Source organism: Candidatus Tisiphia endosymbiont of Empis tessellata (assembly GCF_964031035.1).
Lineage (GTDB): Bacteria > Pseudomonadota > Alphaproteobacteria > Rickettsiales > Rickettsiaceae > Tisiphia.
On the sequence record NZ_OZ034997.1, the window covers coordinates 842,217 to 868,397 of the forward strand.

The following is a 26,181-nucleotide window of genomic DNA, read 5'->3' on the forward strand; positions in this document are numbered from 1 at the left end:
AATTATGAAAGTATCTAGTAAAGGGCAAATAACTATACCTATAGATATTAGAAGTAAATTTGGCTTCTTGCCAGATACAGAAATCACTTTTGTAGAAAAAGAAGACGGCGTTCTATTAAAAAAATATCAAAATCAAAATAATAGAGGTAATAAATTAATATTGCATATGTCTAGAAAAAGCACAGTAAAAATGTCTACTGATACCATAATGAAATTAACTAGATCATGATCTTAGTTGACAGTAATATATTATTGGATATTATCACCTATGATGCTAGTTGGTATAATTGGTCTTCTAACCAATTGTTAAAATTATCGCAATTTCATGAATTAGCAATTAATGATTATATATATACAGAAGTTTCAATAGGGTTTGAAAGAATTGAAGAACTTGAAGAAGTAATCGGCAATAATTTTAAAGTTCTCCCTATCCCTAAAGAAGCCCTATTTTTAGCAGGAAAAGTTTTTATACAATATAAAAAAGCAAATAGTGGCAAGAAAAACTCCGTATTACTAGATTTCTTTATCGGAGCACATGCGTCTGTATTAAATATTCCTCTTCTTACAAGAGATGTGGCACGTTACAAAACATATTTTTCTAAACTCCATCTTATTCACCCTTAGGTCAAAAGATTTACAATCTTATTCTAATGTATACTTGTGACTGCTTGATTTCGAAATGACACTGGCTTGCTTTCATCGGCAACAAGCGGCTCAAATTAACTATTTTTATAGTATACATATTTAGCAAGAATAACTATAACAAATATAGGTTTATCCATTATAAATTCATTATGAAAAATACATATTATATTACCACCCCTATTTATTATGTTAATGATATACCTCACATAGGGCATGCTTATACAAGCGTTGCGTCTGACGTAATAGCAAGATTTATGCGTTTATCAGGTAAAGAGGTAATGTTTCTGACCGGTACTGATGAACATGGTCAAAAGGTAGAAAAATCTGCTATTGCCAAAAATGTTGAACCACAAATATTTACCGATACAGTATCTGAAACTTTTCGTACATTAATGCACTCAATGAACATTTCTAATGATGATTTTATTAGAACTACAGAAGCTAGGCATAAACAAGCAGTAAGTAGTCTATGGCAAAAATTGCTAGATAGTGGCAATATTTACCTTGATAGCTATAAAGGCTGGTACTCGACGCGTGATGAGGCTTTTTATGATGAATCAGAATTAACAGAAGATGGACTAGCTCCGACTAAATCTCCTGTTGAATGGCTTGAAGAACCAAGTTACTTTTTTGCCTTATCAAAATGGCAAGATAAATTATTAGATTTTTACGATGCCAACCCTGATTTTATCAGACCAAGTACTAGACGTAATGAAGTTATTAGTTTTGTCAAATCCGGATTGCATGATTTATCCATATCACGTTCTAGTTTTAAGTGGGGAATTAAAGTACTAAATGATGAAAAGCACGTAATATATGTATGGCTTGATGCACTAACCAACTATATTTCTGCTTTAGGATATCCAAATGATACAAGCAAGTATAACAAATTTTGGCCGGCTGATGTTCATATAGTCGGTAAAGATATATTACGCTTTCATGCCGTATACTGGCCAGCATTTTTGATGGCAGCTGGCTTGCCGCTACCAAAATGTGTTATGGCACATGGGTGGTGGACTAATGAAGGACAAAAAATCTCTAAATCTATAGGCAATGTAATTGATCCATTGCAATTAATAAAAGAGTTTGGTTTAGATACAGTTAGGTATTATTTGATGAGAGAGGTAATATTTGGCTCAGATGGTAATTATTCTCGTAGTAGCTTAATCAATAGAGTGAATAGTGAGTTATCTAATAAAATTGGTAATTTATTGCAAAGAACTCTAGCCTTTGTTTATAATAACAACGAGACAAAAATTCCGTCAATTGGCAAGGAATCTATCGATAGCATTTATGAGTCATTTTTAATGAAGCTATCCCACCAAATTATATCAGAAAATTCACTGTTCACTAAGACTTTTGCTATTAATTCTGTGTTAGAAAATATTATTACTTTAACCGAAGAAGCCAATATTTATATAGATCGAAAAGCCCCTTGGCAGTTAAAAAAAACTGATCCTATAAGGATGAATGAGGTGTTATATACGCTACTTGAGACACTAAGATATATTGCTGTAATGTTACAGCCATTTATTCCTGATTCGGCTAATAAAATGCTTGATCAGCTTGGTGTACCAAAAAGTCAGAGAATGTTTAAACATTTAACAAAGGAGTTTATTTTAATTCCAGGTAGTAACATTAGCCAGCCAAAAGCTATATTTCCAAGATTTCAGGATAATACTCGATGAAAATAGAAGTCTATTCTAGTTATTTCTTGTAGCATATATTGTAGTTCTTAAACTATGTATGGCCTTAAAACCTAGATAAACGGAAATACGCTCAATAATTATCTGTTGGTGAAATGATATTTCTAAGGCGATGCTCGAATTTTCCACTTGTACATGTAAAATATTTATTCTCTGTCCTTTCTCTTTAGGGCTAGATATTTTTAAGGGGCTAGTTTTGCTACTAAATTTTGGTCCAACAATCTTGCTCCAATTAATCATAATTTCTGCAAGCAATTGGTGCTGTTTACCAAAGATTCGTCTAATAATTATGTTGATGTCATGGCTAAGCGGTTTCATGGGCAAAATTAATTATTGTAACCATTACTACTAATATAGCAAAGATAATTGATAATAAAGGAAAGTACAGAGAAATGATTGATAATACCATAAGTAATATATTGCATATTATAATTCTACTCACTACTTCCTTATGACTTTTACCATTTCTGACTGCTTTTTGAAAAAAATGCTTTAAGTGAGGTTGCCAAATTTTCTCCTTATTAACTAGTCTAATTAGTATGGTTAATCCTCCATCTGCTAGGTAATATAAGCTAGCAATAGATGAAGCAACAAACAAATGAACACTAGATGCTGAAATAAGTAGCAAACATAAACCTAATAAAAATCCTAAGCTTATACTACCTACGTCCCCTAGAAAGATTTTAGCAGGATGCCAGTTAAATATCAAAAAACCTATGGAACATGCTAATATAATGATGTTAAGCACAATTATAAAATTTATATTTATTATTATATCAGATTTTAGATAACAAAGTATCAATATAGTGATCGATAAATGAATAGATTCAGCACCACTAATACCATCTATTCCATCAAGAAAATTATAAATATTTAAAAAGACAATCAATCCTATTATAGATAGCATAAAATCAATATATAAAGGTAATTCGTGATGAAATAATACTACTGGAAATAAAAATAGGAAAATGGCTATTGTAGAACAAATTATGTGAAAAATTAGTCTTACAAATATCGGAATGGAAATAAGATCATCTAAAAATGAAATGCTGGAAATGATCAGCAGTAAAGGTACAATTTTAATTGAGTTTATCAGAGTTTTTGTTGAAAAATATTCATAGGCGATAAGAGCAATTATTACCACTATAACTATCGCAAGTCCACCTCCTCTTGGTGTGATTCTACTATGTACTCTACGTGGATCTGGTATATCCACCACTCCAAAAGATGGAAGACTAGAAATCAATAGCCAAGTAAGAAAGCTTGTTGCTATAAAAGATAATAAAAACAAAAAACTATAATTAATAAAGTTACTCATAACAGCATATTAGATTTAAAACTGAAATATTCATTGGCTGTAATAATTACGTGGTCATGAACCGATATGTTCATATTAGCACAAGTTTCTACTATTTTGTGTGTTAGTTCAATATCAGTATTTGAAGGCTTACTAACACCACTTGGATGATTATGTACCAATATAATTGCACCAGCTTCATTAAATAAAGCTCTTTTAATTATTTCTCTTGGATATATTGTTGCCTGATCTATAGTGCCTTGGCTTAAAATTTCATCAGCAATTAGGACATTCTTTTTATTTAAAAATAAGATACGAAATTGTTCTGTTTTCATGCTGCCCATCGTTGCTTTTAGATAGTCTATTAGAACGTTCCAAGAACTAATTACATTTTGATTTATTACTTTTTGTTTTAGCATTCTGTTAGTTAGTTCACGCATAATGACAAAATTTACATATAAATTATCATTAGTTCCTTTAATATTAAGCAATTTTTCTTTATCTGCATTTATTAAATTAGCAAGACTACCAAATTGTATTAATAATTCCTTTGCTAATGGTTTTACATCTTTTCTAGGTATTACAGAAAATAATATCATTTCAAGTAATTCATAATCTGCAAGATTTTCTGCAGAAACAATAATACGTTGTCTATGCCCAATATAATGGGGTATATCATTTTTCATATTTAGTTTTCCAATAAGTCTGTTTTATAAGGCGGATATGTCAAATGTTTTGGTGATAAAGTAAAAATGTCAAAACCATCTTTGGTTACGCCTAAACTATGTTCAAATTGTGCTGATAATGATTTATCACTTGTTGTAACTGTCCAACCGTCTAATTTACTTAGATGAGTGGAGTGATGTCCAGCATTTACCATTGGTTCAATAGTAAAAAACATACCTTCCTCTAAGACCAAGCCAGTGCCAGCTTTGCCATAATGTAGAATAGTTGGTTCTGTATGAAATATACGCCCTATCCCGTGACCAGTATAATTTCTAACAACTGAATAATTATGTTTTTCAACATAAGTTTGTATAGCATTTCCGATATCTCCTAAATGTACTCCTGGTTTTACTAGTTCAATTCCTATCATCATAGCATCATAAGTAACCTGTACTAAGCGTTTTGCTTTAATTCCTACATCACCAACATAATACATTCTACTAGTATCACCATACCATCCATCGACAATTACAGTAACGTCGATATTTATTATATCGCCATTTTTAAGGAGTTTATCATTTGGAATACCATGGCATACTACATGATTAACAGAAGTACAAATTGATTTCGGAAACCCATTATAGTTCAAAGGTGCAGGGATTGCATTATTGGACACAATAAAATCGTGGCAAAGATCATTTAAATAGATCGTACTCACTCCTGGTTTTACATAATTAGTAATGAAATCTAAGGTTTCTGCAGCAAGTTTACCTGCAATATGCATTTTCTTAAAGTTTTCTTGGGAATGAATTGTTATGGTCATAAAATAATTAACTTTTTTTATTAAAATCATCTATAGCTAACCCGATTAGTATTTAGCCATAGTAAATTGTTGTCATTGCGAGAAGCCACTTTGGTGGCGACGAAGCAATCCAAGAAGACGATTGGATATAGATTGCTTCGTCGTAGCAATGCTACTCCTCGCAATGACGTTTGGGTAAAAGCCTTTCCGTCTATTAGCGAGACCACGTGAGTGGTCGTGGCAATCCACTTCATTTAGATTGTTTAGTCGTACTCACGCACTCCTCACAATGACGAAGTAATGCTAATCGGGTTAGCTATATAAATATATACTAAATTTCTACTTCTTAAATTATTATTTGAATTTCATTGAATCTTTTTCAATGGTTCTTACCTTATAAAAACTATAAGATAAGGTTATTGTATCCACATCATTCATTTCTTTATCTTCCTCAAAATCAGAGTCTATAAAAAATGTCACTGGCATCAACATTTTTTCTCCTGCTTTTAATAACTGTTCTTCAAAACAAAAACAATGTATTTTAACAAAGTATTTACCAGCTTTATTAGGTGTAACATTATAAATGGAAGTTCCTATTATATCATCGTTACTTAGATTTTCAGACTCATAAAAAATTAGTGTATTTTGTCCTAGGGTAACTTTAGACCTCCTTTGCTTAGGAATAAATCTCCAAGGCAATTTACTGTCAACATTGGAATCAAATTCTATAGTTATGGTTCTAGTTCCTTTTTTAGGAGAATATATATTGAGTTCTTGTCTTGTGGTAGTACCACCATATCCAGTAACTTTACAAAATAAATTGTAAATTGGTATTGATGCAAAGCTTAAAAAAACCATGCTAAGTACTAAACTAACTAGGGCTAAGGCAAAATTTCTATTAGATTTTTGTAACACTATGTTGCTCTCTTTTTGTAAAAAAGTTAAATTTCAATTTTTTACAAGAAGTCTATTTAAAATATTTTAAACTTATGATATTATGTACCCATTCTAGTATATCCCCTAAGTAAAGGAATCTATTTTAAAGGTATTATATGACTAACAAAATCAGTGTGCCAGTAATTTCTGCAGAATCAGGGTTTTATCAATATTTGCAAAAGATCAATAAAGTTCCGTCACTTTCACAAGAAGAAGAGTTTCTACTTGCCAAAGCCTATCTTGAGCAGAATGATCTAGAAGCTGCTCATAAGCTAGTAACTAGTCACTTGAAATTGGTAGCAAAAATTGCCGTTAGATATAGAAATTATGGACTACCTCTAAATGAGCTTGTGTCAGAAGGGAATTTAGGTCTTATGCAAGCAGTAAAGAAATATAATCCTGATTTAGGTTTTCGCTTGTCTACTTATGCTTTGTGGTGGATTAAAGCTTCAATCCATGAATATGTTCTAAGATCTTGGTCTTTGGTTAAAATGGGTACTACGGCAGCACAAAAAAAGTTATTTTTTAGCCTTGGTAAAATTAAGCATAAAATCACTAACCTATATTCAAGAGCTGTTACAGATCAAGATTTTGTTCAAATTGCTCAAGAACTTGGAGTGACTAAGAATGAAGTTAGTGAAATGAATTCTAGGTTATCTGGTCCAGATTTATCATTGAATAATTTGGTAAATAGTGGAAATGATAACAGTGATAGCGAGCTAATTGAATTTTTACCGGAAACCCGTCCAAGTCAAGAGCTAAGATTAATTAGCCAAGAGGATTCTGTTAACAAACATAATTTGCTAACACAAGCGATGAAGATATTAAATGATCGTGAATTACATATTCTCACTGAGCGTAAATTAAAAGATTCTCCAAAAACTCTTGATACTCTTAGTATAGAATATAAAATCTCTAAGGAAAGAATTAGGCAGATTGAGAACACAGCATTTGAGAAAGTGAAAAACTTTATATTGCAACAGATGCCAAAAGTTGTTTAAGTGGATTACTATAATTTTTCTAGTATACTCAGATGGTTTTACAATATATTAAATTAAATATTAATTCATGAAAGCAATTGCTATACATTTATTGATTATTTTGATTTCTACGCAAGTATTTGCTGGAAATCAAATTACTAGAAAAGATTTGAAATTTAATTCATCTAATGATTGCACAGAAAGATTAGATATTTTGGAGAAAGAGAATCAGCACTTACTTGGCAGAGTCGAAATAATTGAACATACTATTGCCAAATTAGAGAGAATTTTAGGCTCTACAAAACAAGAGGTAATAAGTTCTAAGGATACCAGTACAGCAAAAAATTTAGCAGATGATTCTATAGTTGGCGATGTCTTTGAAATACCAGATACTAAAGAAGTACAAAAGGAAGTTGCGTCGTATGATATTGCAAAACCCATTTCGGGGATAGCAAAAGATAAGCAACTTTATGACTTAGCACTTGCCTCTTTAAAAGATAATAAATTAACCGATGCAGAAGAAAAGTTTGTAAATTTTTTAAAAAATTACTCTAATAGTCCTTTGGTAAGTAATGCGTATTTTTGGTACGGAGAATCTTTTTTTAGACGTAATATGTTTGATAAAGCGGCTATAAATTATCTAAAAGGTTACAAACAATCACCAAAAGGTTCTAAAGCTTCTGACTCATTGTTAAAATTAGCATTATCTCTTGGGGAATTGAAGAAAATACAAGAGGCATGCTCTATTCTTGATAAACTTGAAACAGAATTTCCGAGTAGATCAGCTACATCAATAAAAAGAGCTAAGGATGCAAGAACCAAATTTGCTTGTAAGCGTTAGGTTCTTATGAACAAAAAGGTAAATAATAATGACTGACATTTTAGAAGAAGTCTTAAATGATAAAAATGAAGAAAAGAAACTTTATTACTTTAAAAAACTTCTTCCTATAACTATAATCCTCGCACTAATAGTCGTATTATTTATGCTAATAAACAATTGGCTTGACGGTAAGAAAATAAAGAATAATCAAAAGACAGGTGATATTTTAGTTAAGTCTATGTCGCTTATCAATGACAACAAAGACCTAACCATAAAGTCGTTGGATAATTTAATTGAAACAAGTAATAATAAAGTAGGAGAGCTTGCTGCTATCGAACAAGTCAGTATAAAAATACAACAAGGAGATTTTATAGAGGCTAGAACTTTATTAAAGAAAATTATTGATAACAAGAATTATGCCGAATTAACAAGTGCATATGCACGTCTAATTTGGTTAAGTTTAATGATAGACGAAACAAATTTATCTAATGCAAACATTAATGAAATCGAGGAATATTTAAATTATTTTGATGATGAGAATAAACCATTCTTTGGTACTGCAAATATTATCAAAGCAATTTGGTATATTAACAACAACTCAAAAGATTTAGCAGAAAATACTTTGAAAAAGGTAATATCACTAGAAAGTACAACTCAAGTAGTTAAAGAGCAGGCTAAAGCTTTACTTTCAAACTTACAATAAACCTCAATTCAGGATAAGAATTAACTAATTCTTATCCCGAATTGGCTTTAATATAAGGAAAAATGCATTCTTAAAGCGGTTTTGCGAATGTATTTTAAACCTTTCTAAAGCTAAAAACATGATTTTAATCTTTTAAAATCATGTTTTTAGCAAAATGGATTGCCACGCTCACATACGTTCGCTCGCTAATAGACATATACGTCTATAAAACGTCTATTAGCGAGGAGGTCGTAGGTCGACGAAGCAATCTATAATTTCACCGAATTCGCGTAATAACACAGGCTTAAATTATGATAAAACAACGATTAATTATTTTCTTACTACCTTTTCTTCTAACTTCTTGTGGTCTTGGAGCTAAAAAGATTAAAAATATTGTAGAATTAACTCCTAGATTATCTGTAGAAAGTAATGAAACAATTCAAATAGATTCTGCTGTAAAAATAAATATATTTAGCCCTGAACAGCTGCAAAATAAGGAATATACTGTTGCAAAATATAAAATAATATCAGAGCCAGTTTTTAATAAAGCTGTTGCCTATACCATTGATACTAAAGGTAATATTTCCGCTTTTTCTATGAAAGATAAATCTATTATGTGGTCATATAATATCAGCACTAACAAGAGTGATTATTATGTTGGTGGAGGGATCTTATGCCACAATGATAAACTATATGTTACCTATGGTTCAAGATTCTTGGTAGTATTAGATAGTAGGTCAGGTCATGAAATAATCAGAAAAGAGTTGCCTGATATTACTAGAGTAAAACCGGTATTAATTAATAATTATACTATTGTAGTTCAAACAGTAACTAATCAAATATTAGCGATTAATATTGATAACTTAAATTTTGTTTGGCAACATGAAGGTGTAGTAGAAACTTTGTCATCAAGTTACCATGTTAGCCCAATAGTACAAAATAATCATGTAATAGTAAACTATAATTCAGGACAAATTCTTGCTCTAGAAGCAGGTAGCGGTCAAGTTCTATGGACTAACGATTTATCTAGTCATCAAGAAATAGGCTTGCCAAATTTTGAGGCAGCATCTATATTATGCAAACCTATTGTCAATAACTCTCACATATATATAGCTAATAGTGCTGGTAAGATAGTAAAGCTAGATATCATGACGGGTAATATTCTTTGGCAAACCAAAGCTTATGATGTGCAATCTATGTTGTTAGCGGGTAATAGTTTATTTATAACAAATAATGCTGGACAAATAGCTGCTATAAGTACTGATTTTGGTAAAGTCAAGTTTGTAGCAGATCTAAATGATGGGAAAGATATTAAAAAAGTTAAAGCCTCATCATTCCTAACCCCTATAATTGGTAAGGTAGCTGAGGTAGAAGAGTGGAATTTAAATATTATTTCCACTAAAGGTGAATTATATAGTTTCCAATCAGATGTTAATGGTAATTTAAGCACTACTCCACAGATTGCTAAAATTACTAAAAATATTGAATATCATGGAAAAACCTGCTGTGGTAGTATGTATTTTGCTACTGATAAAAAAATTATGTTTGTCGATTAGTCAAGAAACTATGTAAAATATATATTTACATTTATCTTGACAAAATAGTGGTTATAATGCTATTTAGTATAGCTTAGGCGAGGACAATGATAACATTAATTCTAATTAATAAAGATATATAACGTGAAAACTTATTCTGCAAAACCATCACAAATTCAGAAAAAGTGGTGGGTCATAGATGCTAAAGACCTTGTATTAGGTAGACTTGCTAGTGAAGTAGCTAAGATCTTACGCGGCAAACATAAGCCTTCCTTCACTCCTCATTTAGATTGTGGAGATTATGTAATAATAATTAATTCCAAGCATATTTGCTTGACAGGTAAAAAATCAGACCTTAAAGATGGTAAGTTTTATTATCGCCATACTGGTTTCCCAGGTGGGATAAAGGATACAACAGCTGGAAAAATTCTGTCTAGTAAATATCCTGAACGTGTCGTTAAGCTTGCTGTAAAAAGAATGATTACGCGAAATGTTTTGGGATCAAAGCAGATGGGTAATCTATATGTCTATGCAGAGAATGAACACCCACATAAAGCTCAGCAACCTGAGTTTTATGATTTTGCAAGCAAAAATACAAAGAATAAAAAATAGTGAATTATGACAATATTAAAGGTTCAAAGTGAAAAAACCAAAAGTGATACAGTTCAGAGTAAGTTAGTTAAGCCTAAAACGCCTGTAGGAAGTAGTGATAATAAAGTCTATGGTACAGGTAGAAGAAAAAGTGCAATTGCTAGAGTTTGGTTAAAAAGTGGTAGTGGTAAGGTAATTGTCAACAAAAAAAATATGGAGCAATATTTCACTCGTGAAGCTCATACCAAATCTCTCTTGCGACCATTTGTTGTAACTAATACTGCTGGGCAATATGATATAATATGTACTGTTAGAGGTGGTGGAATATCAGGGCAACTGGGTGCTGTACTACACGGTGTTTCTAGAGCACTTGACAAAATTGCACCAGAATTTCATAGTATTTTACGCAAATCTGGTTTCTTAACAAGAGACTCAAGGGTTGTAGAACGGAAAAAATATGGTAAGCATAAAGCTAGAAAAAGTACTCAATTCTCTAAACGTTAAAATTTTACATAATCTGTTTGGAGTTGTCTAGCATGTGATTTTTCTGAAGCTCTTTCCATCATGGCGGGGTAGCTCAGTTGGTTAGAGCAGCGGAATCATAATCCGCGTGTCGGGGGTTCAAATCCCTCCCTCGCTACCACAAAATGCTAATTCATGTGGTAGTTTATTATCGACTTTGTGTAATGGGGGTTTTCATAATAAGAATCAACAACTAATTCTTTAAAGCATTAAGAATACTGTGATTTTTTTATATTTTATATGTAAAAGTCATTAGTGCTACTTGATATATATGCTATTATGCGGTGAATGTACTCAAAATTCTTCAAGTTCTTGCAAACATTATTATGAAAAGGGTTACATTCGGTTTAATAGCTGAGTATGTGGCTATTGTTATTTATAAAATTAAATTTTATCAAATTCTTCACCATCGTAAAAGATATTATGTTGGTGAGATTGATATTATTGCCCTACATGGAAAACAACTTGTTTTTATAGAAGTAAAAGCAAGACGTTCTGACGTTGATGATCGGATATTATCAACTCATCAACAAGCAAGAATAAAAAGATCTGCCAGTATATTTTTAAGCTCTAACCCAAAATACCAAAATTATCAAGTTAGATTTGACCTAATAATTATTAAACCTTACAGTATACCAATTATTATTGAAAACGCATGGTAATAGGGTTTTTTCTACTAGACGAAAAAGAATCTAAATTATACACTCAAATGCTAACTGACTAAGTAATTATTTTAAAATTATTGCTTGACCAATAAAGCAATATATGTCAAAAAGATCATACTCATATAGTCTGAGACTTCTCTTAAAACTAGGCCGCTATAGCTCAGAGGTAGAGCACATCATTGGTAATGATGAGGTCGTAGGTTCAATTCCTACTAGCGGCACCATATTAGTATCAACATTTTTATTTTAAATTAAGAAAGGATATAATTTTAAATTCCTTAAGAGATGTCAATGAAAAAATTAATTATAGATGTTGTAGCTCCTTCTTCAAAAACGCTTGGTATGTACCAATATTTTGATCAGATCCAAGCATTATTTAAGGATTATTATAATATACAAATAAGTATTGCAGATAATATTATTGATGATTCAAGTGTATTTAGTGCCTCAACATTAGAAGTAAGACTACAAAGCTTTATTTCAGCTCTACAAAATCTAGATTCAAATGTTATATGGGCTTATAGAGGAGGATATGGTTCTATGGAATTAATTCCTTTTTTGAAACCTCATATGTTCAATAAATATAAAATATTAGTAGGCTTTAGCGATATTACTGCGTTACACTTATATTTTAACCAAATAATAGGGTGGTCATCTTTACACGCTACAGTTTTAGACAGAATAGTGCGAGGCGTAAATGCTCAAGACCACATTGATATAATCAATGCTCTTTTAGGTAATACTAAAAATTTTACTTATGATCTTTATCCTATAAATGCAATAGCAAAAAATTTAACGAATAGAGATTCAATTTTAGGACAAATCCTTGGTGGTAATTTATCTATGGTGCAATATTCTCTTGGTACAAACTGGCAACTTAATTCTACCAATAAAATATTAATTTTTGAAGATGTAGGAGAAAGAGGTTATAGAATATTTGCAAGATTAGAACAATTAAAACAAGTGAGAATTCTAGAAAAAAGCCAAGCAATTTTTTTCGGTGAATTTACAAACGGAGAGGAACAAGATGGTAGAGATCTTACACAAACGGCAATTCAAATTGCAGTAGAAAATTCACAAGTACCCGCCTTCTTTATAAAAGATATAGGACATATAGCACGAAATTTACCACTGCCATTAGGTACGTCAGCTGTTATTAGTCAAAATAAATTATTAATCACTAATCCGTTTATTTAATAGAACTTACGCGAATTCAGGATAAGAATTTGTCAATTCTTATCCCAAATTCGGTGAAATTATCGAAACAATCAGATTTGAGATGGCTCTGCATCTGATTGTTAAATTAATATTTTGCTAAAAACATGATTTTAATCTTTCAAAATCATGTTTTTAGCTTTAGAAAGGTTTAAAATGCATTCGCGTTAGCCACTTTAATAATGCATTTTTCCTTCAAAATTACTGAAACTAGAGAAAATTTTAACAATTATAGACATAGGTTAAAGTTGGGTTTTTTAAACTGCCCTAAAAATACGTTTGACAAGTGAGATACTTTAACTTAAGAAATTAATATAAATTCTAACCAAAAGGGTAAATATGGCAAAACATACTTTTTACAAGCTAATACCTGTTGTCGGGGTTTTGTTTCCTACTACTTATTTTACTTATGATAGATATACAAAGTCTACAAAACCATCTCATTTCGAATTAGCTGCAACTAAATTGGGTTTTACAGGTTATAAAAAAGCAGGTCAAGATATAAGTGCAACAGAACATCAAGAAGCCTTATTAAAGCAACTTCAAATCGCAGGATATTTTCATCCGGAAAAGCTATGGCAGGATATTAATCGTCTAGGAGTAAAGGATCCTGTAATAACTTTTAAACAGATATATCCTGCAATAAAAAAATCTAAAGCTGATCAAAGTGATCCTAGCAAATTTAATGCTAAAATATTACGTAAAAACCTTGGAAAAGGAACAGGATTAGATGAACAAGATATCATGGATTTCCTTTTCTATATTTCTCAGAATGCTTTTGGTCGTAAACCTGGCCAGGAACGTAATGAGCTATCTTCCCAAGACTGGATGAAAAAGTATGAGAAAGAATATTTAGCTGGTGCTAAAGTACTACGTCTAATTGATCGCGAAACTCCAGAACATCAGGAATATGACAGTGCTTGGATTGCCGGGGCATCTCGTATAGGCGTAATGGCTTGGATAATAGATTACCATAATATATTATCAAAATGTAATATTAAAGTGAACGGAGAAACAGCAATATTAACAGGAGCACGAGAATTATGGGCTAATATTGATGGAATTACGCCTACAGTACGTGATAAGTTGATTGAAGCTTATAAAGCAAAAACTGACTTAGATACATTGGATGTTTCTCTGCCTATAGGAGAGGATCTAGCTCGTGTGACAGAAGGTAAGGAATATATAAAAGGCTTAGCTGCACGACATGGTATCAGATTGAACGAATCATCTCCATTTATCCAATATAAGACAAAAGATGAATGTCCCCCAGGATATTTTCCTGGTAGAGTGTATCCTAATTATGCAGAAGGAGAAAGTCGAAAATTAACAGAAACTTTAATGTCCAAAGATTTACTTACTACTTATCTATTAAATGATAGTAAAACCATTACTATAGTCGATATATAATGGACTGAAGAAAATGGACAAAAAAATAGAGTTAAAAGTTTCCTAATTAAGATAAAATAATAAGAAAAAATTAGGAGAAAAAATGACAAAAGAAAAAGTAAGAGTTTTTAGTGCTGAAGAAAAAACTAGGATAGTATTAGAAGTGCTGAAAGAAGAGAGTCCATTATCAGTGATAGCATCAAAATATGAGATAAACTCCAAGACAATTAGTAATTGGAAAAAACAATTTATATCAAATGCAGCATTGGCTTTTGAACCAGCAAAACTGGTAAGTAAATATCAGGAACAAATTAATATGCTGAAAGAACAAAATGATGAATTAGCGAAAACTCTTGGAAAAACAATAGTAGAGAGAGATTGGGCTGTGGGAAAGCTACAAAGCTTGGACTTATCAAATAGAAAAGAACTTGTCGATTCCAAGCTAGCAATGTTACCAAAGACAAGGCAATATGAATTATTAAAGATTAATCGTTCTTCAATGTACTATAAAGCAAAACCATTTAGTGGGTATAACTTAAATATTTTAAATAAAATAGATGAAATATATACTGATAATCCTGAATTTGGTTATCGTTATATCCATAGACAATTATTAGAAGATGGCTTGGTTATTGGTAAGGATCGGGTTCTAAAATATATGAACATGATTGGCATAGAGGCTATTTATCCAAAGAGGAAAAAGTTAACATCTGGAAAAGATAAACAGCATAAAATTTATAGTTATTTGCTTGATAAATATTGGTCTAATCTAGGTACAAGTAAAACTGTAGATGTACCTAACGCTAACGAGGTTTGGAGCGGAGATATCACTTATGTTAGAACTAATTCGGGATTTATGTACATGGCGGCAATTATAGATTGGCATAGTAGAGCTGTGTTGAGTTATAAATTGTCAAATAGTATGGATGTAAGTTTGGTAACTGAAGTATTGCATGATGCACTTAACAAATATCCTGCACCGCAGATATTTAATAGTGATCAGGGCAGTCAATATACTAGTCATGAACACATTGAAATTTTACAAGAGCATAACATTAAAGTTTCGATGAATAGTAAAGGAAGAAGTATTGATAATATAATTATAGAGAGATTTTTCCGAACTTTAAAATATAATTGTATATTTATTAATGATTTTAAAGATGTTAAAGAGCTAAAGAGTGGTATTGATGATTACATCAATCACTATAATTATAGAAGATTCCATTCAAGTATTGGTTACAAAAAGCCTATGAATATCTATCTAAATTCTATACAAAATTATGAACAAATTGCAGCTTGAAAAATGCAAAAATGGGAAACAACATTATTATTTTTTTGTCTTGATTTTTCAGTCCAGTATCATACATTAGCAGAACAATACCAAAGGCCTAACACTACTAGTACAGCCCGTGACGCTGCAAGAAAGTTAGTTGAGAATATTATTAATGGTCAGTATGGAGATAAAAAAGAGTTTGTCATTCTATTTGAAACTAATAATCCATATATTGAGCGACAAACTATTGCAACACAACGAGAGGTCAATAAAGTATTAAAAGACTATAAATTGAGCAACAAGGGATACAGCATAAAAGTCGAAGGTGTAGGCTTTGAATGTAAACAAGATGTTGCAACAATACATTCAGAGTTTGCGGCATTAGTAGCAGAAAAATGGAAAGACGCGGTTGAATACCAAAGAGAAGAAGGCATATCACCAAAACGGTCTATTAAAATTTTACAATTTCAAACTCGTGATAATGTTGGATTTGTTCCACCTCTGCCTGATATTTTTGAAGTAAGTCTATCAGGAATATAAGATCTATTTGATGAATATCTACCATAATATCGAATATGTCGATCGTTTAATAAAATAGTTATGAAATATGGTACATCAAATTGAATTAGGTGACAAAGAACATGGAAATGGCCTCAGATAATTTACCAATTTCTGCTATTTTGTTTTGAATCCAATGATGATAATAATTAAAATCACATATTGAATGGAGTGTTATATTTTAACAATCAGGTGGGCAGCTGCTTCAAACCTAATTGTTTCTATATATAACACTGAATTCGATGTAACTTGTTACATCGAATTCAGGTTACTTAAAGACTACCTAGAATATAAGGGGGTGATACTATCAACCATTACCCTAGATACCGTACTTAAGGTAGCTATTGCCGCTAATTTGATTAAGAATGGTGAAGTAATGACAGTAACTTACCGGTTAAAGTAGATGTACAATCTTATGATCTGATCACCTATCCACCTCTCAAAGAACATATCGATGCTAACATGCTACTATTGTTTACGTATGGTAATATATCTAAATAAAGGGTTTGGAAGTAGTGATAGTAAAAGATGAGCTGAAGTAATTTTCAACTAAGCATAAACATGAAAAATCCTTTATCAATATATATACACTGGCCATTTTGTTTGTCAAAATGTCCGTATTGTGATTTTAATTCTCATGTTGTAGATAAAGTAGATCATGATACATGGTTGAAATGTTATGAACTAGAGCTTGATCATTTCAAGGATATTATAGGTCATAAATATATAAAATCTATTTTCTTTGGAGGTGGAACTCCATCTTTAATGAAGCCATTTGTTGTTGAAGGAATAATTAAAAAAATAGCAAATCTAGCAACAATAGATGAGCAGACAGAAATTACTTTAGAAGCAAATCCCACTTTATTTGAGACTGAAAAATTTAGGGACTTTAGATCAGCTGGAATAAACCGTGTGTCAATTGGCGTCCAGTCTCTAGTGGAAGATGACTTAAAGAGTTTAGGACGACAACATGATGTAGGGCAAGCAATTAAAGCTATTGAGACAGCTCGCCATCTTTTCCCTAGAATATCTTTTGACTTAATTTATGCAAGAAGTAACCAAACTCTAGAAAGTTGGCAAGATGAACTTACCAATGCCATGAAACTTGCCTCAGGTCATATCTCACTGTATCAACTGGTAATCGAAAAGGGTACGTTATTTTACAAATTGTTTAACGAGGGAAATCTGACTATACCAAACTCAGATCAAGCAGCTGACCATTATGAGTGGACTAACTGCTATTTAAAGTCCCAAGGATATCTTAGATATGAAATATCAAATTATGCTATATTAGGTCATGAATGTAAACATAACTTAACATATTGGCAATATGACAACTATTTAGGTGTAGGTCCGGGTAGCCACAGCAGGGTTAACATGTGTGATAGTAATTTTACATCTAATCTATATAGTATTATGATGTGGCATAAACCAGAAAAATGGTTACAAGCTGTTGACAGTTTAGGATGTGGTATTCAGCAGATTAATAAACTTTCTATGCAAGAAATAATTGCAGAAATGTTGATGATGGGACTACGTCTTGAAAAGGGTTTAACTATTGATAGTATACAGAAAAGAATTGGTAAACAATTATTTAAGATTTTAGATATGGAAAAGGCAACATACTATAAAAAGCTAGGTTTACTTAGGTGGGATGAGGGATTAGGTGATAAAGGTCATATTAATCTTACAAACAAAGGTCTAATGTTACATAGCTATATAGTGCCAAGGTTATTTAAAACCTCAGTTTTGGATTAAAATTTTTAATCCAAAACTGGCTAGAATATCAGAAAAATGCATTCTTGAAGCGATTCTACGAATGTATTTTAATCTATTATTAGTAAATGAAATATTTAATAGTCAGGTGTCAAACCGCTTTAAGCCTGATTGTTTACATTCTCATTCCAATTTCGGATTAATTTCATTAATCCGAAATTGAGGTTTAAATAGACTTCTTTGTATTAATGTATATGTTGGAACAAAAAGAGAAAGAGTTAGATAAGATACAAAAAAGGATTAAGAAACTTAAAACAAATAATCGAACAAATAATCATTTTCACCCTAAACTTAATCCAAAAAAAGAAATTGATGCGTTGGCTATAGCGTTAGATTTGTTTTCTAGTGTGATGCTGGGGTTTATTGTTGGTTTTACATTAGATAAATTGTTTAATTCTAAACCATTTTGTATTATAATATTTTTGTTGATAGGTATGCTTGCAGGTTTTAAAATAATTTGGCAAAAACTAAATAAGAAATAATGTCCCATAGTCCCTTAGATCAATTTGTAATAAAGAAACTAGTAGAAATTAATTTATTTGGTTTCGATATTAGTTTTACTAACTCTAGTTTGTTTATGTTGCTTGCTGGAGTTGTAGGTCTTTCCTATTTTTATTTAGCCTTAAAAGGCGAAAAAATTATACCATCTAGATTACAGCTTAGTGCTGAAATAATTTATGATATAATTACAGTGATGCTCAATCAAAATGTTGGAGAAAAGGGACGTAAGTTTATACCGTTCATTTTTACTTTGTTTATGTTTATTTTGTTATGTAACTTGCTCGGCATGCTTCCTTACGGATTCACTGTTACTAGCCATATTATAGTAACATTTGCCTTAGCAATTATGATATTTTTTATGGTTACAATTATCGGTTTTATTAATTACGGTATACATTTTTTATCAATATTTTTGCCTAAAGGTACGCCATCTTGGTTAGCTCCACTTATGATTTTGATAGAATTATTTGCCTATCTAGCAAGACCTATAAGTTTATCTTTAAGGTTAGCTGCTAATATGGTAGCAGGACATATATTACTAAAGGTGATGGCAGGATTTATAGTTTCATTAATGATTTTCTTTAAATTTTTGCCAATTCCACTAATTGTGATCCTTATTGGATTTGAAATTTTTATAGCAATACTTCAAGCTTATATATTTACAATTCTTTCTTGTGTATACTTGAATGATGCTGTAAATTCACATTAGGTTCTGCGTATGACTTCATTTTTATGGTCTTATAGATAAAAATGCAGTAATATGCAAGAACCTAGAATTTTTTATATTTAGGAGTTTACATATGGACGGAACGTCTCTAAAATTTATTGGTGTAGGATTAATGGCTATTGGTATGTCAGGTGCGGCCATTGGTGTAGGTAGTATATTCAGTGCATTGCTATCTTCAATTGCCCGTAATCCTTCAGCTACTGATCAATTACAAAGAATGGCATTCATTGGAGCTGGACTTACGGAAGCTATGGGCTTATTCTCGTTCGTAATTGCAATTTTGTTGATATTTTCCTAAGTAACTATGCCTCAATTTGATGTTACCTTTTATTGTTCGCAAATCTTTTGGCTGGTAGTTGTTTTTAGTATCTTATACCTTCTAGTTCATAAGTTCATTGCACCGCTAACTGAAAAGATTCTTGAGAATAGGCAAGCTTATATAGATAGCAATATTGCTAGTGCAGAAAGTCTTGGGGAAAAAGCTGATGACTTGCATAAGCAATATGCAAATACACTAGCAGAGATATCAAATATAGTGGAAAATATTAAAAAAGAAGCTAGGGATGCAATGGAAGCATCTCTTCTATCAAAAAAAATTCAACTCCATAATGAGTTGAAAGCACAAATTGCCAATAATCGTCATGATATAGAAACAACTAATAAATTATTTTGGATTAATGAAAATGACTCATGCATCGATTTAGCAAAATTGTTAATTCAAAAAATTACTAATCAAGAAGTTGATTTAGAGTTATTAAAAGAATCTTACAAAAAGATAAAATAATGCAATTGTTTGACGAAAAATTTTGGCTAGCCGTCTGTTCCCTAATTTTTGTGTATTTAGTCTATAGACCAATAAAAAATATAATTTTAAAATCGTTAGATGACAAAATTATGGCCATCAAAGACCAAGTTTTAGAAGCCCAAAAACTTAACGAAGATATGACGTTGTTATTTGAAGATGCTACAGCCCAAATACAACAGATTGAAGTTTTAAGAGAAAAAATGATCAAAGATGGCAAAGAAACTGCCAATAATATAATTAAGCAGCAAAACGAAGAAATTGATAAGTTTCTAGAAAGCAAAAAACTTGAGACTATAGATTTAATGAATAGACAAAAACTAGAAGCTTCTCAAATGCTACAATCTGAGTTTTGTGATAAAATGGTAGAATTAGTAACTATCTATATGCGATCTACAAAAAACGATTCCATATCAGATAGTGAGATAGCTAAGAGACTCATGGAAAATCCAGTATCTGAAAAATTTATACAATAAACCCAATTCAGGATAAGAATTAGTTAATTCTTATCCTGAATTTGCATAATAACTATAAACTCCAATTCTTTAAAGTAGCAGAATATATAAGCTCATTTTAACATTAAAGGAGAAAAATAAATGATAAAGTATCCGCATGAACAGAGAAGTTTAACTAGAGAACAGAAAGAAGCAGTGGGCTTACTTTCAATTGGTACATTTTTAGAATATTTTGACTTGATGTTATATGTTCATATGGCAGCGTTTCTTAATGAGTTGTTTTTTGAACCTGCTGATTCTCACTTCACTTCTTTAATGATGTCTTTTGCTTTTTGTACTACCTTTGTTTTTCGGCCGGTTGGTGCCTTAATATTTGGTTGGTTGGGTGATAATATAGGACGCAAATCTACTGTTATAATTACAACTTTTATGATGGCTGTATCATGTTTTGTCATGGCTAATCTTCCTACCTATGCTCAAATAGGAGTAGCTGCTACTTGGATAATAACAATTTGCCGTATTGTTCAAGGCATGACATCTATGGGGGAGATAGTAGGGGCAGGACTTTATTTAACCGAAACAACTAAGCCACCAATCCAGTATGTAAGTGTGACATTTGTAGGGCTATCTGCTACCTTAGGAAGTATGGGTGCTTTAGGAATTGCCTCACTTGTTACTTCCTATGGTTTTAACTGGCGTCTAGCATTTTGGATAGGTGCAATAGTGGCATTGATTGGTTTTGCTGCTAAAACAACATTGCGGGAAACACCTGAATTTGCTAATGCAAAACTTATACTAAAAAAGAAATATGAGAAAGCTAATATTGATATAAAAGCATTATATAATGATCCAGTCGTTAATGAAAAAATTAATAAAAAAACAATAATAGCGTTCTTTTTATTAGAGTGTTCTACACCGGTATGTTTTTATTTTATCTATCTGCATTGTGGTACTATTCTCAAGACTAATTTTGGTTATACATCAACTGAGGTTATTCATCATAATTTTATTGTCTCTGTATTAGAGTTCTTAATCTTATCAATATTATCTTATGTAAGTTACAGAGTATATCCATTATTAACCGCAAAAATTATACTTATTATATATTCTATTGTTATTTTATTTTGTCCATATTGGCTAAATAATCTTAATTTTCCGTTTGAGCTATTTTTCATTCAGATAGTCATTATTTTATTTAAGTACTGTCATACCTCTGCTGCTCCAATTTTTTATAAAAGCTTTCCTGTATTTAAACGTTTTACCTGTGTTAGCGTGATATTTTCTGTATCTCGTGCTTTGATGTACGTTATTACTTCTTTTGGTTTCATTTATATTATTGACTATTTTGGCAATTGGGGGATATTGATTATTATGATTCCTACAATTATAGCTTTTGCCTACGGGCTATTGCATTTTGAGAAGTTAGAAAAAGACTCTAGAAGTTACCCACAAAAGAGAACTACATAGTGTAACCTCAATTTAATGTAAGACATCGGTTTAAAATCATAGTTGATGACATCCGAAAGTGCAGGGATAACATCGGGAGTATTAATTAAACTTGCAAAAATTGTGACTAAAACACCACGTAAACCTTGCTTCTCCAGCAATTATCTAATTAGATTACGATCACCCTATATTAATCCTTGAACTGTAAAAATGTACAGTATAGAATCATTCACATGTCTAAAACAATTCGTTAACGAGGTAAAATATGAATATTTGTAGGTCCTATTCTGAACAGTTTGATAGTAGTTTTGTGTGGCGTTTGCTGTTTATTCTTTGTAGCATTGCTCTAATTACTACAGCATCGGATGCTTTTGCTACTACTGCTGATCCAGTAGGTAATGTATTGTGTAAGATGATCAAAACATTTCGTGGTAATACAGCTCGTGGTATAGCAATTATTGGTATAGTTGTTCTAGGGATTCAAACTCTCAGAGGACAATTAAAATGGGAAGTTGCATTGGTTATTGTGACTGGTGTTATAATATTGTTTAAGGCTCCCGAAATTATAAACATGATAGCTGGTAGTGCTGCCGGTACTGATGCATGTAAAGGAACTTAAGTAGTCTTTTCATCTTAAATGCGGAGATCTAAAAAATAGCCTAAAAAGTTATGATATACATATCTCTGCTTTCTTTTTGTTAGTTAATTTTGCAAAATTGGAAAATTTAGATTAGTGAGTAACATATAATGTGGTATAATTTCGACGTAATACCATTTCCGAAAACTAATTATCACGTTGTCGTACTTCATGATCTCCGCTCCTCACGTACTAGTATGTACGCTCCGGTGTTCGACACTCGTACTCCGAGTAGCAATTTAGTTTTGGGAAATGGTATAATATAAAATACAATATATCATGATAAAACTTACTATAGATGGTACTGAAGTCGAAGTAGAGGAAGGCACAACCGTATTTCGTGCCTGCAGCAAGCTTGGTATAGAAATCCCACATTTTTGTTTTCATGAACGTTTGAAGATTGCCGGTAACTGTCGTATGTGCTTGGTGGAGATGGAAAAATCTTCCAAGCCCATTGCTTCTTGTGCTATGCCTGCCACTTCAGGTATGGTTATCCACACTAATACCATAGGTGTTAAAAAGGCTCGTGAAGGAGTGATGGAATTTCTATTGATTAATCACCCCCTAGATTGTCCTATTTGTGATCAAGGAGGTGAGTGTGATTTACAGGACCAAGCCTTTAAATATGGTAAAGCAAGTTCTAGATTTTCGGAGAATAAAAGAACAGTCAAAGATAAGTATATGGGACCTTTGATTAAGACTCATATGACTAGATGCATACAATGTACTAGATGTATAAGGTTTGCCACTGATATTGCTGGAGTTGAGGAGATAGGAACTCTTTACAGGGGAGAGCATATGGAGGTAACCTCGTATCTTGAACGTAGTCTTGAATCGGAATTATCAGGCAATATTATAGATATTTGCCCAGTTGGAGCATTAAATTCCAAGCCTTATTCTTTTAAAGCTCGTAGTTGGGAACTAACAAAGACTGAGTCAATAGATGTATTGGATGCACAAGGTTGTAATATAAGGGTTGATAGTAGGGGATCTGAAGTAATGAGGATATTACCAAGGGTTAATGATGATATCAATGAAGAATGGATATCAGATAAAGCAAGATTTGCTTATGATGGCTTGAAATACCAAAGGTTAGATTCTCCGTATATAAGACAAAATGGTAAATTAGTTGAAGCTTCTTGGAGTGATGCTATTGCACTAGTAGCACAAAAATTAAAGTCTCTTGCCGGTAATCAAATGGCGGCAATAGCTGGAACACTTGCCTGTACCGAATCAATGTTTTTATTAAAAACATTGTTACAGAAGCTTGGATGTAACAATTTTGACAGCAACCAGTTTAATTATAAAATAGACCAATCTAGTAGGGGGAACTATCTATTTAACATAACAATTTCTAGACTTAAAGAAGCTGATCTAGCTTTGTTAATTGGTGCAAATATCAGGCAAGTAGCTCCTGTCCTGAATGCTCGTATTGGCATATTGCAAAGAGAAGGAAAGCTAAAAGTAGCTCGAATTGGCAATATTACTAACCAAACTTACTATATAAATGAATTAGGGGCTAGCCCTAACATAATTAAGGCAATAATATCAGAGGAACATCAGTTTGCTAAGGAATTAGAACATGCAAAAAATCCAGTTATAATTATTGGTGATGGTGTATATTCTCGAGATGATGGCTATGCTATTTTGGCACTCATTCACCAAATGGTTGATAAATATAAGATAGTTAGAGATGATTGGAATGGTTTTAATATACTGCATAATCATGCATCAATGGTCGGTAGTTTAGACATAGGCTTTAGCCCTAAAAACGGCGGTAATGGTGTTTCTGAAATTTTACAAAAGGCAGAAAAGGGTGAGATTAAGTTTGTATATTTACTAGGCAGTGATGAAATTGATATGAACAAAATAAAATCATCTTTTGTAGTATATCAAGGACATCATGGTGATAATGGAGCAAATGTAGCAGATGTAATCTTTCCTGCTAGTAGCTATGCAGAAAAAGATGCTATTTACGTAAATTTTGAAGGAAGACCACAATATGCCAGGGCAGCAACTAGTCCGGTAGGACAAGCGAAAGAAGATTGGGTTATTATAAAGAATCTCACTAATAGTTTAGGGCTAAATCTTGGCATGAATAATTTAGATGAAATAAGAACTAGGTTGGCTGCAGAATTCCCGGTATTTGCCAATATTTCTGAGATAATGAGCTGTGATTTTATAAAATTTACCTCCCTCGATAATTTACTTAAATCTGATATAGTGACTAAACCTATAAATTACTATATGACAGACTCGATTAGTAGAGCATCTGTTACTATGGCAAAATGTGTGGAGTCAAAGCAAGAAAGGGAAAAAGTTGCATGATATCGTTCTTTCAACAATATCTATTGCCATTAATTATTGTAGCTTTGAAAGTTTTATCTATCACTATTCCTCTTTTGCTGTGCGTAGCTTACCTTACCTATGCTGAGCGAAGAGTAATAGGGCTAATGCAACTCCGAAAAGGTCCAAATGTAGTAGGACCTTTTGGGTTATTGCAACCAATTGCCGATGCAGTAAAACTATTATTTAAAGAAACAATTATACCAAACCAAGCTGACAAAATATTATTCACCCTAGCACCTATGATTACCCTTGTACTTAGTTTAATTGGTTGGGCGGTAATACCTTTTGATAAGAAACTTGTACTAGCTAACATAAATGTTGGTGTTTTGTATATTATGGCAATCTCATCGTTAGCTGTTTATGGTGTAATCATAGCGGGTTGGGCAAGTAATTCGAAATATGCTTTCCTTGGGGCTGTTCGCTCGTCGGCTCAGATGATTTCATACGAAGTATCTATAGGGTTAGTGATTGTTACTGTACTTTTAACAACGGGGACGCTTAATCTTTCAGAAATCATAGAAAGGCAACAATTATTGCCTTGGTGGGTTGATTTGATGTTGTTACCTATGGCAGTAATATTCTTCATATCAGTACTTGTAGAAACGAACAGATTGCCTTTTGATTTATCAGAAGCTGAGTCTGAGCTAGTTGCTGGTTATAATGTTGAATATTCTTCCATGGGATTTGCATTATTTTTTCTTGGTGAGTACGCTAATATGATTTTAGCTAGCGGTATGACCACCACATTTTTCTTAGGTGGCTATTTGCCACCTTTTGGCATTAAAGTCTTAAATTTTGTGCCAGGTTTTATGTGGTTTGTACTAAAAACCGGGGTTTTATTATTTTGTTTTTTATGGATAAGAGCAACATTGCCTAGATATCGTTACGACCAATTAATGCGTTTAGGTTGGAAAGTATTTTTACCTTTTACCTTATTTTGGGTGGTGTTAGTATCAAGCGTTCTAATGTTTACCGATAATTTACCAAACCATACTATTCTGCCATAGTATCCTACATTTTTTATATAACCACTATTAAAATGGCTGCTGATCGTTTATTAGCGAGGAGTCGCGAAAAAGCGGCGACGCAGCAATCTAGAATACACGAAGCGGTTACTTCTAAAAAAAACAGCTTCCGCGCTGTTTACCTGGATCGCCACGGCATCTAAAGAGCCTTGCTATGACGATTATAGAAAAATGTAGGGTA

General features: G+C 32.0%; 30 protein-coding genes and 2 tRNA genes. 27 read left to right on the forward strand and 5 right to left on the reverse strand.

The genetic code is table 11. The features are described from left to right. Positions 1–4 precede the first annotated feature (4 nt). From AAHM86_RS04430 to metG, 3 genes are all read left to right on the forward strand, one after another. The gene (locus AAHM86_RS04430) at positions 5–229 is read left to right on the forward strand and encodes an AbrB/MazE/SpoVT family DNA-binding domain-containing protein (RefSeq protein WP_342267410.1); all 225 of its coding nucleotides are present in this window, start codon (positions 5–7) and stop codon (positions 227–229) included. Next, entirely contained in the window at positions 226–624 is a 399-nt protein-coding gene (locus AAHM86_RS04435) for a type II toxin-antitoxin system VapC family toxin (RefSeq protein ID WP_342267411.1), read from the forward strand. The genes AAHM86_RS04430 and AAHM86_RS04435 overlap by 4 nt, the downstream gene beginning before the upstream one ends. Before the next feature lie 170 nt (positions 625–794). Then, the gene (metG, locus tag AAHM86_RS04440; RefSeq protein WP_342267412.1) at positions 795–2,333 is read left to right on the forward strand and encodes a methionine--tRNA ligase; all 1,539 of its coding nucleotides are present in this window, start codon (positions 795–797) and stop codon (positions 2,331–2,333) included. A 15-nt stretch (positions 2,334–2,348) separates the two neighbouring features. Here metG and AAHM86_RS04445 read toward each other — a convergent pair whose 3' ends face one another. From AAHM86_RS04445 to AAHM86_RS04465, 5 genes are all read right to left on the reverse strand, one after another. Then, positions 2,349–2,669: a DUF721 domain-containing protein gene (locus AAHM86_RS04445; protein ID WP_342267413.1), complete on the reverse strand. Its 321-nt coding sequence runs from the start codon at positions 2,667–2,669 to the stop codon at positions 2,349–2,351. Further along, positions 2,656–3,669 (reverse strand): UDP-phosphate alpha-N-acetylglucosaminyltransferase, encoded by a 1,014-nt coding sequence (locus AAHM86_RS04450; protein WP_342267414.1) that lies wholly within the window; start codon positions 3,667–3,669, stop codon positions 2,656–2,658. Before AAHM86_RS04450 ends, AAHM86_RS04445 begins: the two co-directional genes overlap by 14 nt. Then, a complete protein-coding gene (radC, locus tag AAHM86_RS04455; protein ID WP_342267415.1) occupies positions 3,666–4,334 on the reverse strand; it encodes a RadC family protein in 669 nt (222 codons plus the stop codon). The genes AAHM86_RS04450 and radC overlap by 4 nt, the downstream gene beginning before the upstream one ends. A 2-nt stretch (positions 4,335–4,336) precedes the next feature. After that, positions 4,337–5,137 carry a type I methionyl aminopeptidase gene (map, locus tag AAHM86_RS04460; RefSeq protein WP_342267416.1) on the reverse strand — a complete coding sequence of 267 codons (801 nt, stop codon included), beginning with the start codon at positions 5,135–5,137 and terminating at the stop codon, positions 4,337–4,339. 333 nt (positions 5,138–5,470) lie between these two features. Then, the gene (locus AAHM86_RS04465; protein WP_341748108.1) at positions 5,471–6,031 is read right to left on the reverse strand and encodes a cytochrome c oxidase assembly protein; all 561 of its coding nucleotides are present in this window, start codon (positions 6,029–6,031) and stop codon (positions 5,471–5,473) included. 137 nt (positions 6,032–6,168) lie between these two features. Here AAHM86_RS04465 and rpoH point away from each other — a divergent pair, with 137 nt between their 5' ends. From rpoH to nuoH, 24 genes are all read left to right on the forward strand, one after another. After that, positions 6,169–7,053 carry an RNA polymerase sigma factor RpoH gene (gene rpoH, locus AAHM86_RS04470; protein WP_342267417.1) on the forward strand — a complete coding sequence of 295 codons (885 nt, stop codon included), beginning with the start codon at positions 6,169–6,171 and terminating at the stop codon, positions 7,051–7,053. Positions 7,054–7,120: 67 nt separating this feature from the next. Next, complete coding sequence (gene ybgF / locus AAHM86_RS04475; RefSeq protein WP_342267418.1) at positions 7,121–7,873, forward strand: tol-pal system protein YbgF; 753 nt, start codon at positions 7,121–7,123, stop codon at positions 7,871–7,873. 28 nt (positions 7,874–7,901) lie between these two features. Next, entirely contained in the window at positions 7,902–8,555 is a 654-nt protein-coding gene (locus AAHM86_RS04480; protein ID WP_342267419.1) for a DUF2659 family protein, read from the forward strand. Positions 8,556–8,848: 293 nt separating this feature from the next. Further along, the gene (locus AAHM86_RS04485) at positions 8,849–10,090 is read left to right on the forward strand and encodes a PQQ-binding-like beta-propeller repeat protein (RefSeq protein WP_342268383.1); all 1,242 of its coding nucleotides are present in this window, start codon (positions 8,849–8,851) and stop codon (positions 10,088–10,090) included. 123 nt (positions 10,091–10,213) lie between these two features. Next, positions 10,214–10,681, forward strand: a complete 468-nt coding sequence (gene rplM, locus AAHM86_RS04490) for a 50S ribosomal protein L13 (protein ID WP_341748112.1) — start codon at positions 10,214–10,216, stop codon at positions 10,679–10,681. 6 nt (positions 10,682–10,687) lie between these two features. Further along, positions 10,688–11,164 carry a 30S ribosomal protein S9 gene (gene rpsI, locus AAHM86_RS04495; protein ID WP_341748113.1) on the forward strand — a complete coding sequence of 159 codons (477 nt, stop codon included), beginning with the start codon at positions 10,688–10,690 and terminating at the stop codon, positions 11,162–11,164. A gap of 62 nt (positions 11,165–11,226) precedes the next feature. Then, a tRNA-Met gene (locus AAHM86_RS04500) sits at positions 11,227–11,303 on the forward strand. 205 nt (positions 11,304–11,508) lie between these two features. Continuing rightward, entirely contained in the window at positions 11,509–11,844 is a 336-nt protein-coding gene (locus AAHM86_RS04505) for a YraN family protein (RefSeq protein ID WP_342267420.1), read from the forward strand. Between the two features lie 152 nt (positions 11,845–11,996). Further along, a tRNA-Thr gene (locus tag AAHM86_RS04510) sits at positions 11,997–12,071 on the forward strand. Between the two features lie 67 nt (positions 12,072–12,138). Further along, entirely contained in the window at positions 12,139–13,044 is a 906-nt protein-coding gene (locus tag AAHM86_RS04515) for an LD-carboxypeptidase (protein ID WP_342267421.1), read from the forward strand. A 357-nt stretch (positions 13,045–13,401) separates the two neighbouring features. Beyond that, positions 13,402–14,472 carry a hypothetical protein gene (locus tag AAHM86_RS04520; protein ID WP_342267422.1) on the forward strand — a complete coding sequence of 357 codons (1,071 nt, stop codon included), beginning with the start codon at positions 13,402–13,404 and terminating at the stop codon, positions 14,470–14,472. Between the two features lie 82 nt (positions 14,473–14,554). Beyond that, the gene (locus AAHM86_RS04525; protein WP_342267423.1) at positions 14,555–15,751 is read left to right on the forward strand and encodes an IS3 family transposase; all 1,197 of its coding nucleotides are present in this window, start codon (positions 14,555–14,557) and stop codon (positions 15,749–15,751) included. 3 nt (positions 15,752–15,754) lie between these two features. Beyond that, the gene (locus AAHM86_RS04530; RefSeq protein ID WP_342267424.1) at positions 15,755–16,264 is read left to right on the forward strand and encodes a hypothetical protein; all 510 of its coding nucleotides are present in this window, start codon (positions 15,755–15,757) and stop codon (positions 16,262–16,264) included. Positions 16,265–16,448: 184 nt separating this feature from the next. Continuing rightward, positions 16,449–16,685, forward strand: coding sequence for a hypothetical protein (locus tag AAHM86_RS04535; protein WP_342267425.1), 237 nt, complete (start codon positions 16,449–16,451; stop codon positions 16,683–16,685). A gap of 158 nt (positions 16,686–16,843) precedes the next feature. Next, positions 16,844–18,040 carry a radical SAM family heme chaperone HemW gene (gene hemW / locus AAHM86_RS04540; RefSeq protein ID WP_342267426.1) on the forward strand — a complete coding sequence of 399 codons (1,197 nt, stop codon included), beginning with the start codon at positions 16,844–16,846 and terminating at the stop codon, positions 18,038–18,040. A 212-nt stretch (positions 18,041–18,252) separates the two neighbouring features. Then, complete coding sequence (locus AAHM86_RS04545; RefSeq protein ID WP_342259863.1) at positions 18,253–18,540, forward strand: AtpZ/AtpI family protein; 288 nt, start codon at positions 18,253–18,255, stop codon at positions 18,538–18,540. Further along, positions 18,540–19,268 carry a F0F1 ATP synthase subunit A gene (locus AAHM86_RS04550; protein WP_342267427.1) on the forward strand — a complete coding sequence of 243 codons (729 nt, stop codon included), beginning with the start codon at positions 18,540–18,542 and terminating at the stop codon, positions 19,266–19,268. Before AAHM86_RS04545 ends, AAHM86_RS04550 begins: the two co-directional genes overlap by 1 nt. A gap of 91 nt (positions 19,269–19,359) precedes the next feature. Next, positions 19,360–19,584: a F0F1 ATP synthase subunit C gene (locus AAHM86_RS04555; protein ID WP_341748043.1), complete on the forward strand. Its 225-nt coding sequence runs from the start codon at positions 19,360–19,362 to the stop codon at positions 19,582–19,584. 6 nt (positions 19,585–19,590) lie between these two features. Beyond that, positions 19,591–20,070, forward strand: a complete 480-nt coding sequence (locus AAHM86_RS04560) for an ATP F0F1 synthase subunit B' (RefSeq protein ID WP_341748044.1) — start codon at positions 19,591–19,593, stop codon at positions 20,068–20,070. Beyond that, positions 20,070–20,564 (forward strand): ATP F0F1 synthase subunit B, encoded by a 495-nt coding sequence (locus AAHM86_RS04565; RefSeq protein WP_342267428.1) that lies wholly within the window; start codon positions 20,070–20,072, stop codon positions 20,562–20,564. The genes AAHM86_RS04560 and AAHM86_RS04565 overlap by 1 nt, the downstream gene beginning before the upstream one ends. Positions 20,565–20,684: 120 nt before the next feature. Next, entirely contained in the window at positions 20,685–22,010 is a 1,326-nt protein-coding gene (locus AAHM86_RS04570; RefSeq protein WP_342267429.1) for an MFS transporter, read from the forward strand. Between the two features lie 244 nt (positions 22,011–22,254). Then, positions 22,255–22,608, forward strand: a complete 354-nt coding sequence (locus tag AAHM86_RS04575; protein ID WP_342267430.1) for a TrbC/VirB2 family protein — start codon at positions 22,255–22,257, stop codon at positions 22,606–22,608. A gap of 297 nt (positions 22,609–22,905) precedes the next feature. Then, the gene (nuoG, locus tag AAHM86_RS04580; RefSeq protein WP_342267431.1) at positions 22,906–24,954 is read left to right on the forward strand and encodes an NADH-quinone oxidoreductase subunit NuoG; all 2,049 of its coding nucleotides are present in this window, start codon (positions 22,906–22,908) and stop codon (positions 24,952–24,954) included. After that, positions 24,951–25,982 carry an NADH-quinone oxidoreductase subunit NuoH gene (gene nuoH / locus AAHM86_RS04585; protein WP_341748258.1) on the forward strand — a complete coding sequence of 344 codons (1,032 nt, stop codon included), beginning with the start codon at positions 24,951–24,953 and terminating at the stop codon, positions 25,980–25,982. Before nuoG ends, nuoH begins: the two co-directional genes overlap by 4 nt. Positions 25,983–26,181: the final 199 nt, after the last annotated feature.